Source organism: Burkholderia sp. 22PA0106 (assembly GCF_047497155.1).
GTDB lineage: Bacteria > Pseudomonadota > Gammaproteobacteria > Burkholderiales > Burkholderiaceae > Burkholderia.
Map to the genome: position 1 here is coordinate 1,219,014 of NZ_CP163162.1, position 16,577 is coordinate 1,235,590.

A 16,577-nucleotide genomic window follows, 5' to 3' on the forward strand; every position below is an offset into this window, starting at 1 on the left:
GGGCTGCTCGGCGCAGCACCGCGATGCGCCGCCGCGCTTAGATCATCGAGGCGCCGGGCGTCTTGCCCTTGCTCCTGGCCGGTGCGGCCGGCGCCGCAGTGGCGTCGACCTTGCCGTTGCCGGCCTGGAACGACTCCAGTTCCGAAGTCATGCGTTGCGAGTGCTTGCCGTTGGGGTTGTCGAACTGCTCGATCGACTTCACCCAGCGGTTGATCTTCGGCACGTACCAGAACGCCTTGTAGAGCTTGCCCGACACATCGGCCGGCTTGCCGTTCGGCTGGGCCGGCGCGGTGTGGTTGGTCCACTGGCCGTTGCCTTCGATCTTGATCGCGTCGAAATGGCCGGCCGGCACGTCCACCGCCTCGTGGCCGACCACGCGCAGCGTGGTGTCGTAGGTACGGGTGACCGCTTGCCCGTTCGGTTGCGCTTCGGTGTACTTGATACGCCATTGCTTGCCGGCCGTCAGCGGGAACGACAGCGGCTCGCTGATCACCGTCTCGACGCCGTTCAGCTCGCGCGAGCGGCTCCAGTTTGCACCGGCCACCGATTGCAGCGGCGGTTGCGTGGAGCCGGCCGTCTCGATCTCGAAGTAGATGTGATCGGCATCGGTGCGCAGGGCGACGATGCTGTCATGCGATTGCTTGGTGGTGTCCGCGCCGGTTTGCAGCGTGTTCAGGTAGGCCCACGTATCGCCGGCCTTGATGGCGGGGGCGGCGATCGTTTCGGCGTGGGAGAGCATCGGTGCGGCCAGCAGCGCCAGCATCCAGCAAGTCTTCAATTTCATTGTTTCGGGCATCCCGGGTTGGTCCGGCGCCGATTCTATTGAGGCCAGCTTTCGACTGGCCTTCGATCGGGCGGGACTGTGGCGCGGGTGCTCGGCGTGCGCCGCCGACATGACGACGTCATATTGCAGGGCGGCGGCGCGGGCCGGTTTTGCGCCGCGGGGCGCCCGGCCGGCCCGATCTGATCCGATTGGCTCCGATCCGCTCAGGCGGAAATCCGGTGCCGCAGTTCCTGATAGCTGCGCAAGCCGGCCACGCCCAGTTCGCGCCCGATGCCGCTGAGGCCGAGGCCGCCCCAGCACACCTGCGGAAAGATCAGTTGCGGCGTGTTGAGCCACGCCAGCCCCGCGCGCAGCGCCCGGGTCATGCGCCGGCCGGCCGCTTCGTCGCGCGTGACGACCGTGGCGACCAATCCGTAGTCCGTATCGTTGGCCAGCGCGACGGCTTCGTCGTCGTGCTCGAACGACTTCACGCAGGCCACCGGGCCGAACACCTCGTCGGTCCACAGCAGGTTGTCCGTGGCCGGTTCGGCCACCACCATCGGCGCGCGGAAGAAGCCGTCCTCGCAGGCCGCATCGAGTTGCCCCGAGAACGCCACGCGCGCGCCGGCCGCCAGGCCGGCCTCGACGGTGGCGTCCACGCGCGCGCGGTGCGCGGCCGAAATCAGCGGCCCCATCGACACGCCGCCCACGTGCGGCGGCGCGACCACCAGCGCCTTCACGGCCGCCTCGAACGCCGCCATGAACGCGGCGCTCACGTTGCGATGCACCAGGATGCGCGCCGTGGCCGAGCACATCTGCCCGGCGTTCGTGAACGCGCCGCCCACCGCAAGCGAGACGGCCAGTGATAGATCGGCATCCTCACGAACGATCAGCGCCGACTTGCCGCCGAGTTCGAGCGTGACGCGCGTCATCCGTTCGGCGGCGGCGCGCATCACGTGCCGCCCGGCGGCGGTGCTGCCGGTAAACGAGATCTTGTCGATGCCGGGATGGGTGCTCAGTTGCGCACCGACCTCGGCGCCGCCGTTCACCACGTTGACCACGCCCGCCGGCACGCCGGCCGCGTGCACCAACGCGATCAGGCGATGCTCGACCGGCGAGGTCAGCTCCGACGGCTTCAGCACGGCCGTGCAGCCGGCCGCCAGCGCGGGCGCGAGCTTCCAGGCGGTGGTCACCATCGGGAAATTCCACGGCACGATCAGCGCGGCCACGCCGAGCGCGTCGTAGCTGCGTTCGGCCGATACGTCAGCGCCATCCAGCGCGATCGGCTCGGGCGCGAACATCGCCGTGTCGTCGCACAGCCCGGCGTAATAGCGGAAGGTTGCCGCCGCGTCGCTCGCGTCGATCTCGGCTTCCATGGGCGGCTTGCCGCTGATCCGGCATTGCAGCGCGGCCAGGGCCTCGCGATCGGCGTCGATGCCGTCGGCGATCGCGCGCAGCAAGCGGCCGCGCTCGGCGGCCGGCGTGGCGCGCCAGCCCGGCAAGGCAGCGCGCGCGGTGCTGACGGCCTCGCCGATCAGTGCCGCGTTCGCGTGCTCCTGCCAGCCGGCGGCCGCGCCCGTGGCTGCGTGATGCAGCGGCGTGTGCGCCTCGCTCGCCTCGCTGGCATCGGTGCTCAGAAAACGCGGCGTGCCGGCGATGGTGGCGGCGGGATAGACGGTGAGCCCATCGTGGGCGCGACGGGTCGGAACAAGGCTCATCGGGATGTCTCCGTGGTTCGATGCACGGGGCGAGCGCCCGCGTCGCGACGATGGTAGGGGAGTTCGCACGGCGGACGAATCGTGAAATGACAATGTCCACATCGATACGGATCGATGCAAGCGTTCGGGAATGCTAAACGGTGGAACGTCGGGCAAGGCCGCGTCAGCGTTCGAGCTGGCCCCAGGTGATCAGCTCGCGCTTGGTTCGCACGCCGAGCTTGGCGAACGCGCGCTTCACATAGGATTCGGCCGTCGCCACGCGCACGCTCAGGATGTCGGCCGCCTCGGGCACCGTCTTGCCGCCGATCAGGTGCGCGCAGATCTCGTATTCGCGTTTCGAGAGCCGCAAGCCGTCGCGCGCGATGCGTGCATCGAACTGCGCGAGCGGGTGCAGATGCGGCGTGAAATGCGCGATGCGCCGCGCGGCGGTGGTCGAGGCGTGCAATTCGAGCAGCGGGAACAGGCAATCGCTGACGGTGCGAAAGCGCTGCATTTCGGCGAGCGAGAAGGCCGGCTGCCGCGTGTCGCGTTCGAGCGCGATCGAGTGCTGGGCGTGGCGCGTGCCGCGCGCCAGCACGCATTCGTGTGCGATCTGCACCTCGTCGTAGAGCCGCTGGCGGAATTCGCCGGGCGGAATCGCGCCCACGTCGCGCACCACCAGCAGCGTGCCCACCTCGCCGCGAATCCCGGCGAACAGCGGATCGCGATCGTAGAAGCGGTCGTAGTAGAGCGTCATCACGTCGGCGATCGTGCTGGTGTCCATGCCCACGCCGCCGCTGCCGACCCATTCGGCGCGAAACCCGCTCGGCATGGCTGAATCGGTGCGCGAGCGCTCGATATGGACCACGTTGACCGGCACGATCTCGTTGAGCAGCACGGTCAGGCGCGGCACGAATTCAGGTGTCCCGACGGAATCGATGACGCGCCCGAGCGTCTGGAACGAGATCGGGATCGGGGCGGAATCGGCGGGAGAAGAAAGGGCTTGAACGGCCATGATGCGTGCCGGAATGGAGGCGAACCGATTATAGAGCACGCTCCGGTGGCACCGGCAAGCAGGGTTTTCCAATGCATTCGCCGCGCCCCGCGCGCATCGCGCACCGACGAAACGCGGCTTGCCCCCCCTGAGGGGGGGCATACCGGCCCGCGCCTCGTGGGTACAGTCCTCACCACACTTCATTCACGGAATCACGCACATGAGCAAACTGGTTCAGGACATCGTTCCCCTCGGCGCCGGCCTCGGCGATTTCACGCGGCTCGACTACGGCATGGACGAATGCGACTGGCGCGCGAGCGCCGGCAAGAGCGGCGGCCATGTGGTCGGCTGGTGGGAGGGCAAGGTCGGTGCGGTCGATTTCCCCGCCACCGAAGCGGACGAGGCGGTGTGGCTGGTGGAAGGGCGCATCGCGCTGACCGATGCCGAAGGCACGCGCAAGGAATTCGCGGCGGGGCAGGGTTATCTGCTGCCGGCCGGCTTCGCGGGCCGCTGGGAAACGCTGGAAGACGCGAAGAAGTTCTACGTCGTGCTCGAAAAGGCCTGAGCGCGGCGGTGCGGCGCCTCGCGCGCCGCGCCACGCGATCCCGTTCCACCCGCGCCGCCGGCGGCGGCGTTTTTCGTCAGGAGGCTCGCGATGCTCGACACTGCGAACCATCGTGAAGCCGGCCTCGGGGCCGGCGCCGAACCGTCGCGCGCGACGGCATCCCCATCCACCGCGCCCGAGGCCATGCCGGCCGACGCGGCGCGCGCGCTGTCCGGTGCGAAGCTGATGCCGTACTGGCTCGACAATCCGGCCGAGCCGCCGGCCGAAGGCGCGCTGTCGGGCGACACCACGGCGGACTTGCTGATCGTCGGCGGCGGCTTCACCGGCCTGTGGGCCGCCGTGCAGGCCAAGGAGCAGATGCCGGAGCTGGACGTGGTGGTGATCGAAGCGGGGCGCGTCGCGCATGGCGCGTCGGGCCGCGCGGGCGGGATCATCTCGACCTCGGTGATGCACGGCTTGCCGAACGCGGTGCGCGTATTTCCGAACGACATCGCGCAACTCGAAAGTTTCGGCCATCACAACCTCGACGGCTTCGAGGCCACGCTCGAGCGCTACGGCATCGATGCCGATATCGAATGGAACGGCGAGATGACGGTGGCGGTCGAGCCGGAGCATGTCGCGCACCTGCGCGACGATCATGCGCTGCACACGCGCTACGGCCACGACGTGGTGCTGCTCGACCGGCAGCAGACGCTCGAGCAACTGAACTCGCCGCTGTTCGCCGGCGCGCTGTGGTCGCGCAACCGCAGCGGCATCGTGCATCCGGCCAAGCTGGCCTGGGGCCTCAAGCGCGCCGCGCTGTCGCTCGGCGTGCGGCTCTACGAGCACACGCCGTTGCAGGACGTGCGCGACGAGGGCGCCACCGTGCTGGCGGCCACGCCGAACGGCAGCGTGCGCGCGCCGCGCGTGCTGTTCGGCAGCGGCACGGCGAAAGTCGGGATTCCCGACATCAACCGCCGCGTGCTGCAGGTGCGCGACCATGTGCTCGCCACCGAGCCACTGAGCGAGGCGCAACTGGCGCGGATCGGCTGGCGCAACCGCCAGGGCATCTACGACACGCGTACCCAGCTCAACTATTTCCGGCTGACGAAGGACAACCGCATCATCTTCGGCGGGCTGGTCAGCTATCACTTCGACGGCAACCCGAACCCCGAGCAGGACGGCCGGCACGACACCTACACGCGGCTCGCGCAGGCGTTCTTCCGCACCTTTCCGCAACTGGCCGACGTGCGCTTCTCGCATGCCTGGGGCGGCCCGATCGACTATTGCTCGCGCGGCTCGGTGTTCGCCAAGCGCTATCTTGGCGACAAGGCCGTGTTCGTGGCCGGCTATACGGGCTTCGGCGTGGCGGCCAGCCGCTTCGGCGCGTTCATGGGCCTGAACATCCTGTTCGATCGCGACAGCCCCGAGCGCGGGCTCGACATCGCGAACCAGAGCCCGACCTACATCCCGCCCGAGCCGGTGCGCTGGCTGGCCGCGAAGCTCACGTTCCATGCGTTCGATGGCGCGGATGAAGAGGGCGGCTGGAAGCGCGCCTGGATTCGCGGCATCAAGGCGATGGGTTTCCCGATGTGACGCGTGGCGCGTGGCGTGGTGGGCCGGCAGGCCGCCGCGCCACGCCCGCATCGGGCCATCGATTCGTTCTCCGATGTTTTTGACACCGCACGACCCGCGCGGGCGCGACGCCCCGCGCGCATCCGCATGACAAGCGATCGGCACAACACGCCGGCCAGGCCGCGAACGCGGCCGGACCGACGCCCGAATGGAGCGAGACAATGAACGACACCTCCCACCACGACACCAGCATGACGCGGGTCGAGACCTTCGGTTTCGAACGCATTCCCGACGCCTCGCGCTACGCGCGGCCGATCGACCTGTTCCGGCTGCTGTTCGGCGGCTGCAATACGTTCTCCACCTGCGTGCTCGGCAGCTTTCCGATCCTGGTCGGGCTGTCGTTTCGCGACAGTGCGCTCGCGATCCTGCTCGGGGTGCTGGCCGGCACCTGCATCCTCGCGCCGATGAGCCTGTTCGGCACGCGCAACGGCACCAACGATCCGGTGTCGTCGGGCGCGCACTTCGGCATCCATGGCCGGATCGTCGGCTCGTTCCTGGCGCTGCTGACCTCGGTGGCGTTCTTCTCGCTGGCGGTCTGGAGCTCGGGCGATGCGCTGGTGGGCGGCGCGCACAGCCTGGTCGGGCTGCCCGTCAACGGCGCGACGGTGGGGCTGTCCTACCTGGTGTTCGCGGTGCTGGTGCTGGTGGTCTGCATCTACGGCTTCCGCTTCATGCTGTGGGTGAACAAGATCGCCGTGTGGGCCGCGAGCCTGATGTTCGTGGTGGGCGCGTTCGCGTTCTCGGGTGCCTTCGACGCCGCTTACGCGGGCACGCTGCACGCCGGCGGCCCCGGCTTCTGGGCGGCGTTCTGCGGCGCGGCGCTGGTGGCGATGAGCAACCCCGTGTCGTTCGCCTCGACGCTCGGCGACTGGACGCGCTACATCCCCGACACCACGCCGCGCCATCGCGTGGTGGGCGCGGTGTTCGTCGCGCAACTGGCCACCTTCGTGCCGTTCTTCTTCGGGCTGGCCACGGCCACCATCATCGCCACCCACGCGCCGTCGTTCATCGCGTCGAACGACTACGTGGGCGGCCTGCTCGCCGTGTCGCCGCGCTGGTTCCTGCTGCCGACCTGCGTGATCGCGATCATCGGCGGCATGTCCACCGGCACCACGGCGCTGTATGGCACCGGCCTCGACATGTCGAGCATGTTCCCGAAGCGGCTGAACCGGGTGCGCGCGACGCTGCTGATCGGCACGCTGGCGATCGGTTTCATCTTCGTCGGGCGCTTCGCGTTCAACCTGGTGGAGAGCGTGTCGACCTTCTCGACGCTGATCGGCACGTTCAGTTGCCCGTGGATGGCGATCATGGTGATCGGCTACGTGACGCGGCGCGGTTTCTACCTGGCTGACGATCTGCAGGTGTTCAATCGCGGCGGGCGCGGCGGTCATTACTGGTTCACGCACGGCTGGAACCTGCGCGCGATGGGCGCGTGGCTGCCGGCCGCGCTGCTCGGGCTGGCCTTCGTCAATCTGCCGGGGCAGTTCGTGGGCGTGCTCGGCAACCTGGCGGGCGGGCTCGACCTCAGCGTGCCGGTGTCGCTGGTGCTCGGCGGCGCGCTGTATCTGGCACTCCTGACGATGTTTCCGGAACCGGATGCGGTTTACGGCCCGGCCGGGCGGCGGCTGGTGCGCGGCGCGCTGCATGGCGGCACCGGTGGTGATATCGGCAGCGCACGCGGCGAAGGCGAAACGGACAGCGCGGCCCGGATCGGCCGTGGCGCCCTGTAGGCGCGTGGGCCTTCAGGCGTAGGCACGATCGTCGCGTTTGCGTAGTGGAGCGTGCTCGGGATCGCCGTGGCGCTGGGCGGAGGGTAGGCGGGGGAACGGTGCCGAAGAGAACCGGCGGCACAAAAGAAAAAGCCCGCAACACTGTTGCGGGCTGAATCCATGTTGGAGACATGGAGGAGACAGACGCAATACTAAGGGTTAGTACTAGGCTTGGCAAGCGATTTCGTCATTCGTTGTGTTGGTGCAACGACAAAGCCCTGCCAGGCCTGCCGTTCGGGCGTTTCAGCCGGCATCGATCCCATTCGTTTTCGTTCCGGCCCCGTTGTAATCGAGCCTTGGCGCGGCGTGTCACGCGGGCCAACCTGCTTCGGTATGATGATCGCTCGCTGGCGCACGAGGCGGCGTTCCGCCCGAAGCCGCCGGCAGGACCACCCCACCCAGCCATGACCCACCTCGATACGACGTTCGACGCCAACACGGCGGACCCGGCAGCGCTCGACGCGCTGCATACCTTCGTCGAACGCCATCCGCGCCTGTTCGTGCTGACCGGCGCCGGCATCAGCACCGATTCCGGCATCCCCGGCTACCGCGATCGCAACGGCCAATGGATGCGCTCCCAACCGATCCAGTACCAGGAATTCGTCGGTTCCGAGCACGCGCGCCGCCGTTATTGGGCACGCAGCATGCTCGGCTGGCCGGTTGTCGGGCGTGCCCGGCCGAACGTGGCGCATCGTGCGCTGGCCCGGCTCGGCGCGGCCGGGCGAGTGGGCCGGCTGGTCACGCAGAACGTCGACGGCCTGCATCAGCGCGCCGGCAGCACCGGCGTGATCGAGCTGCACGGCGGCATCGACGGCGTGACCTGCCTCGGCTGCGGCGCCCATCACGCGCGTGCCGCGATCCAGCCGATGCTCGAGGCCGACAACCCCGCGCTGCTCGCGATGGAGGCCGTGCCGCTGGCCGACGGCGACGCGCAACTCGAACTCGATACGCTCGACGCGTTCCGCGTGCCGGCCTGCCCGCTGTGCGGCGGCATGCTGAAACCGGCCGTGGTGTTTTTCGGTGAAAACGTGCCGCGCGAGCGCGTGGCGGCCGCCAGCCAATCGCTCGACGAAGCCGACGCCGTGCTGGTGGTCGGCTCGTCGCTGATGGTCTATTCGGGCTACCGATTCTGCGTCTGGGCGCAGCAGCGCGACAAGCCCGTCGCCGCGCTGAACCTCGGCCGCACGCGCGCCGATCCGTTGCTCGCGTTGAAGATCGAGGCGGCGTGCGGCTCGGCGCTCGATGCGCTGGCCGCGCGGCTCGGCCTGGCCGACACGGCGCACGGCGAGCAAGCCGGCGCCTGAGCCCCGAAGCCCCGAAGCCCCGAAGCGGCCGCGCGGGCAGGGCGCGCGCCCGCCCGCTATCGCGCCTCGCGCCAATCCGGCACACTGCGCGCTTCGCATCCTTTCGCACCGAGGCGCTTCCCGCATGAGCCACCCGATCACGCCCCCCGAACGTCTGCACGCGCCGGCCGCCGAACGCAACCGCGAGCCGATCCTCGCGGTGCTGCGCGAGGTGCTGCCGGCCCAGGGCACCGTGCTCGAAATCGCGAGCGGCAGCGGCCAGCACGCCGTGCATTTCGCCGCCGCGCTGCCGCATCTCGCGTGGCAGCCGACCGACCCCGATCCCGACGCGCTGGCCTCGATCGCCGCCTGGTCTGCCGATGCCGCGCTGCCCAATCTGCTCGCGCCACGCCAGCTCGACGTGCGCGCCACCACCTGGCCGCTCGACGCGGCCGATGCGGTGGTCTGCATCAACATGATCCATATCGCGCCCTGGGACGCGGCCTGCGCGTTGATCGCGGGCGCGTCGCGCGTGCTGGGCGACGGCGGGGTACTGCTGCTGTACGGCCCGTACCGTCGCAACGGCGAGCACACCGCGCCGTCGAACGCCGCGTTCGACGCGCAGTTGCGCCGCCGCGACCCTTCATGGGGCATTCGCGACCTGGAGGCCGTGACCGAACTCGCGCAGGCTGACGGATTCGAGCCGGAACGCGTCGTCGAGATGCCGGCCAACAACCTGAGCGTCGCGTTTCGCCGCCGCGCGCGCTGAACACCTGCGCGGCGCGACCAAGCGCCGCCGACAGGTTTTCCCTTATCCTTTACGGCTAGGCGCGCGGCTCGGCCGGGCCGCGCCAGGATTTTTTCGGAGAATGAACCATGGGCAAACAAGCAATCGGCGTAGTCGGGATGGCCGTGATGGGCCGCAATCTGGCGTTGAACATCGAGAGCCGCGGCCACGCCGTGTCCGTGTACAACCGCAGCCGCGACAAGACCGACGAGCTGATCGCCGAATTCCCCGATCGCAAGCTGGTTCCGACCTACACGCTCGAGGAGTTCGTCGCGTCGCTCGAAACGCCGCGCCGCATCCTGCTGATGGTCAAGGCCGGCGAGCCGACCGATGCCACCATCGCGGCGATCAAGCCGCTGCTCGGCAAGGGCGACGTGCTGATCGACGGCGGCAACACGCATTTCACCGACACCATCCGCCGCAACCAGGAACTCGCGCAATCGGGCCTGCACTTCATCGGCACGGGCGTGTCGGGCGGTGAGGAGGGCGCGCTGCACGGCCCGTCGATCATGCCGGGCGGCCAGCGCGACGCCTACGACCTGGTCGAGCCGATCCTCAAGCAGATCGCCGCCAAGGCGCCGGGCGACGGCGAGCCGTGCGTGGCCTACATGGGCCCGGACGGCGCGGGCCATTTCGTGAAGATGGTCCACAACGGCATCGAATACGGCGACATGCAGTTGATCGCCGAAAGCTATGCCGTGCTCAAGCAGGTGGCCGGCCTGTCGAACGAGGAACTCGGCAAGGTCTACACCGAGTGGAACCAGGGCGAGCTCGACAGCTACCTGATCGAGATCACCTCGAAGATCTTCGACAAGAAGGACGACGAGACCGGCGAATACCTGGTCGACGTGATCCTCGACCGCGCCGCGCAAAAGGGCACCGGCAAGTGGACCAGCCAGAACGCGCTCGACCTGGGCGTGCCGCTGCCGCTGATCACGGAATCGGTGTTCGCGCGCGTGCTGTCGTCGCTGAAGACGCAGCGCGTGGCCGCCAGCAAGGTGCTCAAGGGGCCGTCGCCGGCCAAGCCGGACGGCGATCGCGCGGCCTTTGTCGAAGCGGTGCGCCGCGCGCTGTACCTGAGCAAGGTGATTTCGTACGCGCAAGGCTTCGCGCAGCTCGACACGGCCTCGAAGGAATACGAGTGGAAGCTCGATCTCGGCGAAATCGCGCGCATCTTCCGCGCCGGTTGCATCATCCGTGCGCGCTTCCTGCAGAAGATCACCGATGCCTACACGACCAACCCGGAACTCGCGAACCTGCTGCTCGATCCGTACTTCCAGGACATCTCCACGAATTACCAGGAAGCGCTGCGCGACGTGGTGGTGGCCGCGGTGAAGGCCGGCGTGCCGGTGCCGGCGTTCTCGTCGGCGGTCGCGTACTTCGACAGCTATCGCTCGGAACGCCTGCCGGCGAACCTTGTGCAGGCGCAGCGAGATTTCTTCGGCGCGCACACGTTCGAGCGTACCGACAAGCCCGGCAGCTTCCACGCCGATTGGGCGTAAGGCGGACACGAACGGTAATTGTTGCAGATACCAGCAACATCAATAGGGTTTATAGCCCCGGTATCGGCGGATTGTTATCGTTCGAAGAACAGTGTTTTCGGCGATTAGTGGTTTTCCCTAGGTTCGAACGAGACTAGACTTCACATCACTCGCTGCCCACATGGTGTGTGCGGTGAAGCAAAAAAAATGTCTCGGAGGTTTAATCATGAAAACGCTGATCGCTGCTGTTGCTGCCGCTGCTGTTCTGTCCGTGCCGGCCATTTCGTTCGCCCAACAATCGAACGGCCCGCTGACCCGCGCTGAAGTGAAGGCGCAACTGGTTCAACTGGAAAAGGCCGGCTACCAACCGGGTACGGATCGCACCGACTACCCGGCCGGCATCCAGGCTGCTGAAGCCCGCGTCAACCCGCAACAAAACTACGCCAACGCCGACACCAGCGGCTACGGTTCGCAACCGGCCGCTGCCGCCGAATCGGGCACGCCGTCGAAGGTTCGCCGCATCGCCGACGGCGCCCCGATCTACAAGGGTCGTTGATCGGAAGCGGGTGGCGCGCCGCAAGGCCGAGCCATCCGCACCGATAGCCGGTTGACGTGGTAGCAGTACGTCGCAGTCATAGCCCGCGGTTTCCGAAAGGAACCGCGGGCTTGTTTTTTGCTGCGTGAATCATCCCGGTTCAGCCGTCCTGGCCGAACGGCGAACGATGCCGCTACCGGTCCGGAAACGATGCAAAATTGTCCAACCGTGCGGGGAATCAGGGTGCGATGGTTCCGAAATTCGCGCCGAGCAGGTACTATCCGACGGGCACGCAGCGGCCTGGCCGGGCCGCGCGGCGAGAAGGCGGCGCCACCGCCGCCATGCCGGAATCCGACATGAAGCTCATTCGCAGCAAGACTTTTACCGCGTCACGCGCCTGGGGCGCGCTCGATATCGCCAATATGCGCGGCATTACCACGCGGCTCCACTGGACCGACCAGCCCTACATCTGGCATGTGAACGACGGCGAGGAAGTGTTCGTCGTCCTCGACGGACAAGTCGACATGCACTATCGCGATGCCGCCGGCGAGCAGGTAGCCTTGCTCGAAACCGGCGACATCTTTCATGCCACGGTGGGCACGGAGCACGTCGCCCATCCGCGCGGAGAAGCTCGTATTCTCGTCGTGGAAACCGAAGGCAGCGTCTGAAGCCCCCACACCCACGGGGGCGGCCCGATCCGGGCCACGCGTCCGGCTCGCGTATGCGATGCGCGGCCGGGCGCAGCGAAGCGAAGCGAAACCAGGGAGGCAGCTTGAGAAGAACGATCTTCACCGAAACCACCACGTACCGTCGCGCCGTGTCCCGTGCGACGCTGCTCGCCGCGGGCGCCGCGCTCGTCGGCGGTTGCACGATGACGCCGTGGACGGACTCGTACCAGCCGTCGAGCGCGCCGCAACCCACCCGGCAAGCCGGCGTGCTGGCCGGCTATTACCGCGTCAATCCCGGCGATACGCTGCCGTCGATCGCGGCCGGCTTCGGCCAGCGCGTGCAGGATCTGGCGAGCTGGAACCGCATTGCGCCCACCGACATGCTGACGCCGGGCCAGGTGCTGCGCGTCTCGCCGCCGCCCGGTGCGACCGTCGTGACGTCGCCCGTGCCGTCCGGCGCCGCGCCGTCCGTCTCCGCATTGCCGGACACGCAAGCGGCGCAGGCGCAAACCCAGACCACGCCGCTGGCCTGGCCCGCGCAGGGCACCGTGACCTCGCGCTTCATCCCCGGCAAGACGCGCGGCATCACGATCACCTCGACGGGCGACAAGACCGTGCGCGCCGCCGCGCCGGGCCGCGTCGTGTATGCCGGCACCGGTGTCGCGAAGTACGGCCCGCTCGTGATCCTCAAGCACGAAAGCGGCCTGATCACGGCCTACGGCCATAACGGCCAGTTGCTCGTCAACGAAGGCGATGCCGTGACAGCGGGCCAGCCGATCGCCGAAATGGCGACCAATCCGGATGGCCGTGCGTCGTTCGACTTCGAAGTGCGCCAGGACGGCAAGCCGGCCGATCCGATCACGTTCCTGCCGCGCAACAACTGAGGCAGGCGGGCACGCGCCACCGCGTGCCCGTTCCGCTTCGATCTGCCCGCATCGTGCGCTCGCGCGATGCGGGTTTTTTGTTCCCGCAGCGCCACTCGCGGCGCATCCCGAAAGGCCCCGCGGCGCGACGTTGACGGAACGTTCGATGCTGCACGCGGCCCATCCCCCGGCGTCTTGTCGCAGCGCGTTTTCTCTCGCCGAATTCCTTGCGTTTCGATCTGCCTCGCGTCATTTCGGCCCGGTACAATCGCGGCTTCAGCCCCGGCCCGCCAAGCGCCGGAGGCGATTCCACAATAAAGAAAGACCAACGGAGCCCCGATGAAGAACATCCTAGCGACCCAGCCTCGCTATAACCGCCCGGCCATTGCGTTTCACTGGGCGATCGTGCTGGGCATCGCGCTGGCCTACCTGGCGATCGAGATCCGGGGGCCGAAGGGCACCGATAGCCGCACGTTCTGGATGAACGTGCATTTCTGCGCGGGCACCACCGTGTTCCTGCTGTCGGTGCTGCGGGTGTTCTGGCGGTTCGGCTCGCGTCATCCCGATCCGCTGCCGCAGCCGGCCGTGTTGAGGTTTCTCGCCAAGCTCTCGCATCTCGCGCTGTATCTGTTCACGCTCGGCCAGCCGCTGCTCGGCATGGCGTTCGTCAACATGGGTGGGCATCCGGTCACGATCGCGCCGCTCGGGCTGTCGTTCACGCTGTTCGACGCCAATCCGGCCCTGCGCGGCCCGCTCAAGGAAACCCACGAGCTGCTCGGAAACCTGTTCTATTACGTGATCGGCCTGCATGCGCTGGCCGCGCTCTGGCATCACTTCGTGAAGCGCGACACCACCTTGCGCCGAATCCTGCCGTAAGCGCGACAGCACGGCCCGATCGTTTCGGTTTCCGTATACGGGGCCTGTTTTCCGGGGCCGCGCCATCGCGGGATGTTGCGCCCGCAACATATCGTCGGGTTCAAACGGCGGGTCGCCCCCGGCTGTGATCGCATCTCGCGCTTGCCGCGCTTCACGATGCGCCTTCCTCGAATCGTTTCGCATTCCCACATGAATCGATGCGGCATCGCAACACCACGCGGCCTCGCGCGTGCCCGCCCGATCGCACCGCCCCCGTCAATCGAGTAGAGACGCGCTTCCAAACAGCCGTCCGAGTGCGGACAAGCCGCGCCCCACCGTGTTTCACTCCGCACTTGTTGCATCCACATCGATACATCTCATAACGATGGAGACAAGCATGCGCAGATCGATGCGTTCCAGGCTGGTGGCGAGGGCAGTGGCGTGGGCCGTGGCGGCGATGCCGCTGGCGGGCGTGGCAGCGGTGACGATGGCCGTGGCCCCGGCGGCCGTGGCGGCCGATACCTACGCGGCGACGCGTTATCCGGTGATCCTCGTGCACGGCCTGTCCGGCACCGACAAGTTCGCCAACGTCGTCGATTATTGGTACGGAATCCAGAGCGATCTGCAATCGCACGGCGCGCAGGTGTACGTGGCCAACGTGTCGGGATTCCAGAGCGACGACGGCCCGAACGGGCGCGGCGAGCAACTGCTGGCCTACGTGAAGCAGGTGCTGGCCGCCACCGGCGCGACCAAGGTGAATTTGATCGGCCACAGCCAGGGCGGGCTGACCTCGCGCTATGTCGCGGCCGTCGCGCCGCAACTGGTGGCGTCGGTCACGACCATCGGCACGCCGCATCGCGGCTCCGAATTCGCCGATTTCGTGCAGGACGTGCTGAAGACCGACCCGACCGGCCTCTCGTCGACGGTGATCGCGGGCTTCGTCAATGCGTTCGGCGCGCTGATCAGCAGTTCGCACAACACGAACCAGGACGCGCTCGCCGCGCTGAAGACGCTGACCACGGCGCAGACCGCCACCTACAACCGGAACTTCCCGAGCGCGGGCCTGGGCGCACCCGGTTCGTGCCAGACGGGCGCGTCGACCGAAACCGTCGGCGGCAACACCCATCTGTTGTATTCGTGGGGCGGCACGGCGATCCAGCCGACCGCCACGGTGCTCGGCGTGACGGGCGCGAGCGATACCAGCGTCAACCTGATCGATTCGGCGAATCTGACCGACCCGTCCACGCTGGCGTTGCTCGGCACCGGCGCGGTCATGATCAATCGCGGCTCGGGTCAGAACGACGGCCTTGTTTCGCGATGCAGCGCGCTGTTCGGGCAGGTGATCGGCACCAGCTATCACTGGAACCATCTCGACGAGATCAACCAGTTGCTCGGCGTGCGCGGCGCGAAGGCCGAGGACCCGGTCGCGGTGATCCGCACGCACGTGAACCGTCTGAAGCTGCAGGGCATCTGATGGGCGTGGCCCGCCTGGCGCTGTACGCGGCCTGCGGCCTGGCCGCGTCCGGCGCGATCGTTTTCTGGCTGGTGCCGCCGGCGCCTCAAGAGCAGGCGGGCGGGGCGGGTGCGCAGGCTGCCGTTGCCGGCGCGCCGCCCGACGCATCCGGCGTACCGGCCACGTTGGCCGCGTCGTTGCCGAGCGCGCTGGCCGGCTCGCAAGCGCCGCGCTTGCCGCTCGACGCGGGCGGCCGGCTCGCGAGGACGCGCGCCGTGCGCGATTTCTTCGATTACTGCCTGAGCGCACAGAGCCAGCTCACGCCGGCCGCGCTCGACACGCTGGTGCGCCGCGAGATCGCGGCGCAACTCGACGGCAGCCCGGCGCAATCGGACGCGCTCGACGTCTGGCAACGCTACCGCGCCTATTTCGACGGCCTCGCACGCTTGGCCGGCGGCGGCGCGGTGCTCGGCGACAAGCTCGATCCGGCGGCCATGCAGTTGGCGCTCGACCAGCGTTCGGACCTGGCGAACCGCACGCTCGGCGAGTGGGCGGCGCCGTTTTTCGGCGACGAGCAGCGCCACCAGCGGCTCGATCTCGAACGCATTCGCGTTGCACGCGATCCGTCGTTGAACGACGCGCAGAAGGCGGCGCGGCTCGCCGCGCTCGATACGCAACTGACGCCGGCCGAGCGCGCCCGGCGCGACGCGTTGCAGGCGCAGCAGGACGCGGTGACGGCGATCGCGGCCTTGCAGCAATCGGGCGCGACGCCCGACGCGATGCGCGCGCAGATCGCGCAGACGCTCGGCCCCGAGGCCGCCGTGCGCGTCGCGCAATTGCAGCGCGACGATGACGCATGGCAGGCGAAGTACCGTGCCTATGCGGCCGAGCGCGACCGGATCGCCGCGCAGGCGCAGGCCCCGCAGGATCGCGACGCGCAGATCGCGCAATTGCGGCAGCAGACGTTCACCGCGCCGGGCGATGCGATCCGCGCTGCTGCGCTCGATCGGGCCGCGCCGGGCGCGAGCGGACGGGGCGGGTAGCGTTGTTGGCGAGGCGCATGCCCGGCGGCCGGCTCGCATGATATCGATTCGTCTTCCTGAGCGACGGCTGTCGGCAAGGCCGCATTCATTTCGTGGTCCTTGCCTTTCGGTCAGCTTTCTCGCATCACGCGGGCCTGCACGATTCGCTCCGCTCTGCAACAATGCGGGAGCGGCAGCGTACCGCCGTACCGTTCCATTCGCGATGCG

At 68.3% G+C, this 16,577-nt stretch carries 15 protein-coding genes; 12 read left to right on the forward strand and 3 right to left on the reverse strand.

What is annotated here, in order from left to right:
* Nucleotides 1-37 precede the first annotated feature (37 nt).
* The 3 genes from AB4850_RS05310 to AB4850_RS05320 all read right to left on the reverse strand — a co-directional run bounded on the left by AB4850_RS05310 (nucleotide 38) and on the right by AB4850_RS05320 (nucleotide 3,475).
* Nucleotides 38-784, reverse strand: a complete 747-nt coding sequence (locus tag AB4850_RS05310; protein ID WP_414441556.1) for a hypothetical protein — start codon at nucleotides 782-784, stop codon at nucleotides 38-40.
* 203 nt (nucleotides 785-987) lie between these two features.
* Nucleotides 988-2,481, reverse strand: coding sequence for an aldehyde dehydrogenase family protein (locus tag AB4850_RS05315; protein WP_414441557.1), 1,494 nt, complete (start codon nucleotides 2,479-2,481; stop codon nucleotides 988-990).
* 163 nt (nucleotides 2,482-2,644) lie between these two features.
* Entirely contained in the window at nucleotides 2,645-3,475 is an 831-nt protein-coding gene (locus tag AB4850_RS05320) for a helix-turn-helix transcriptional regulator (protein WP_414441558.1), read from the reverse strand.
* A gap of 199 nt (nucleotides 3,476-3,674) precedes the next feature.
* On the opposite strand from AB4850_RS05320, the gene AB4850_RS05325 reads away from it, so the two are divergent.
* The 12 genes from AB4850_RS05325 to AB4850_RS05380 all read left to right on the forward strand — a co-directional run bounded on the left by AB4850_RS05325 (nucleotide 3,675) and on the right by AB4850_RS05380 (nucleotide 16,370).
* Nucleotides 3,675-4,019, forward strand: coding sequence for a cupin domain-containing protein (locus AB4850_RS05325; RefSeq protein ID WP_414441559.1), 345 nt, complete (start codon nucleotides 3,675-3,677; stop codon nucleotides 4,017-4,019).
* Between the two features lie 183 nt (nucleotides 4,020-4,202).
* The gene (locus AB4850_RS05330; protein WP_414441969.1) at nucleotides 4,203-5,594 is read left to right on the forward strand and encodes an NAD(P)/FAD-dependent oxidoreductase; all 1,392 of its coding nucleotides are present in this window, start codon (nucleotides 4,203-4,205) and stop codon (nucleotides 5,592-5,594) included.
* Nucleotides 5,595-5,794: 200 nt separating this feature from the next.
* The gene (locus AB4850_RS05335; RefSeq protein WP_414441560.1) at nucleotides 5,795-7,363 is read left to right on the forward strand and encodes a purine-cytosine permease family protein; all 1,569 of its coding nucleotides are present in this window, start codon (nucleotides 5,795-5,797) and stop codon (nucleotides 7,361-7,363) included.
* A 443-nt stretch (nucleotides 7,364-7,806) separates the two neighbouring features.
* The gene (locus tag AB4850_RS05340; RefSeq protein ID WP_414441561.1) at nucleotides 7,807-8,706 is read left to right on the forward strand and encodes an NAD-dependent protein deacetylase; all 900 of its coding nucleotides are present in this window, start codon (nucleotides 7,807-7,809) and stop codon (nucleotides 8,704-8,706) included.
* Nucleotides 8,707-8,830: 124 nt separating this feature from the next.
* Nucleotides 8,831-9,454, forward strand: a complete 624-nt coding sequence (locus AB4850_RS05345; RefSeq protein ID WP_414441562.1) for a DUF938 domain-containing protein — start codon at nucleotides 8,831-8,833, stop codon at nucleotides 9,452-9,454.
* Nucleotides 9,455-9,561: 107 nt separating this feature from the next.
* Nucleotides 9,562-10,974 carry an NADP-dependent phosphogluconate dehydrogenase gene (gndA, locus tag AB4850_RS05350; RefSeq protein WP_414441563.1) on the forward strand — a complete coding sequence of 471 codons (1,413 nt, stop codon included), beginning with the start codon at nucleotides 9,562-9,564 and terminating at the stop codon, nucleotides 10,972-10,974.
* 205 nt (nucleotides 10,975-11,179) lie between these two features.
* Nucleotides 11,180-11,509 (forward strand): DUF4148 domain-containing protein, encoded by a 330-nt coding sequence (locus AB4850_RS05355; protein WP_414441564.1) that lies wholly within the window; start codon nucleotides 11,180-11,182, stop codon nucleotides 11,507-11,509.
* Nucleotides 11,510-11,844: 335 nt separating this feature from the next.
* Nucleotides 11,845-12,156, forward strand: a complete 312-nt coding sequence (locus AB4850_RS05360; protein ID WP_414441565.1) for a cupin domain-containing protein — start codon at nucleotides 11,845-11,847, stop codon at nucleotides 12,154-12,156.
* 104 nt (nucleotides 12,157-12,260) lie between these two features.
* Nucleotides 12,261-13,040, forward strand: coding sequence for a peptidoglycan DD-metalloendopeptidase family protein (locus AB4850_RS05365; protein ID WP_414441566.1), 780 nt, complete (start codon nucleotides 12,261-12,263; stop codon nucleotides 13,038-13,040).
* A gap of 318 nt (nucleotides 13,041-13,358) precedes the next feature.
* The gene (locus AB4850_RS05370; protein WP_414441567.1) at nucleotides 13,359-13,895 is read left to right on the forward strand and encodes a cytochrome b; all 537 of its coding nucleotides are present in this window, start codon (nucleotides 13,359-13,361) and stop codon (nucleotides 13,893-13,895) included.
* 376 nt (nucleotides 13,896-14,271) lie between these two features.
* Nucleotides 14,272-15,348 (forward strand): alpha/beta hydrolase, encoded by a 1,077-nt coding sequence (locus tag AB4850_RS05375; RefSeq protein ID WP_414441568.1) that lies wholly within the window; start codon nucleotides 14,272-14,274, stop codon nucleotides 15,346-15,348.
* Nucleotides 15,348-16,370 carry a lipase secretion chaperone gene (locus tag AB4850_RS05380; RefSeq protein WP_414441569.1) on the forward strand — a complete coding sequence of 341 codons (1,023 nt, stop codon included), beginning with the start codon at nucleotides 15,348-15,350 and terminating at the stop codon, nucleotides 16,368-16,370. Before AB4850_RS05375 ends, AB4850_RS05380 begins: the two co-directional genes overlap by 1 nt.
* The last annotated feature ends 207 nt before the right edge of the window (nucleotides 16,371-16,577 follow it).

Coding starts and splice junctions, on each gene's coding strand:
- AB4850_RS05355 (WP_414441564.1), top strand. CDS start 11,180: ATGAAAACGCTGATCGCTGCTGTTGCTGCCGCTGCTGTTCTGTCCGTG.
- AB4850_RS05375 (WP_414441568.1), top strand. CDS start 14,272: ATGCGCAGATCGATGCGTTCCAGGCTGGTGGCGAGGGCAGTGGCGTGG.
- AB4850_RS05340 (WP_414441561.1), top strand. CDS start 7,807: ATGACCCACCTCGATACGACGTTCGACGCCAACACGGCGGACCCGGCA.
- AB4850_RS05360 (WP_414441565.1), top strand. CDS start 11,845: ATGAAGCTCATTCGCAGCAAGACTTTTACCGCGTCACGCGCCTGGGGC.
- AB4850_RS05315 (WP_414441557.1), bottom strand. CDS start 2,481: ATGAGCCTTGTTCCGACCCGTCGCGCCCACGATGGGCTCACCGTCTAT.
- AB4850_RS05370 (WP_414441567.1), top strand. CDS start 13,359: ATGAAGAACATCCTAGCGACCCAGCCTCGCTATAACCGCCCGGCCATT.
- AB4850_RS05325 (WP_414441559.1), top strand. CDS start 3,675: ATGAGCAAACTGGTTCAGGACATCGTTCCCCTCGGCGCCGGCCTCGGC.
- AB4850_RS05310 (WP_414441556.1), bottom strand. CDS start 784: ATGAAATTGAAGACTTGCTGGATGCTGGCGCTGCTGGCCGCACCGATG.
- AB4850_RS05320 (WP_414441558.1), bottom strand. CDS start 3,475: ATGGCCGTTCAAGCCCTTTCTTCTCCCGCCGATTCCGCCCCGATCCCG.
- AB4850_RS05380 (WP_414441569.1), top strand. CDS start 15,348: ATGGGCGTGGCCCGCCTGGCGCTGTACGCGGCCTGCGGCCTGGCCGCG.
- gndA (WP_414441563.1), top strand. CDS start 9,562: ATGGGCAAACAAGCAATCGGCGTAGTCGGGATGGCCGTGATGGGCCGC.
- AB4850_RS05335 (WP_414441560.1), top strand. CDS start 5,795: ATGAACGACACCTCCCACCACGACACCAGCATGACGCGGGTCGAGACC.
- AB4850_RS05345 (WP_414441562.1), top strand. CDS start 8,831: ATGAGCCACCCGATCACGCCCCCCGAACGTCTGCACGCGCCGGCCGCC.
- AB4850_RS05330 (WP_414441969.1), top strand. CDS start 4,203: ATGCCGGCCGACGCGGCGCGCGCGCTGTCCGGTGCGAAGCTGATGCCG.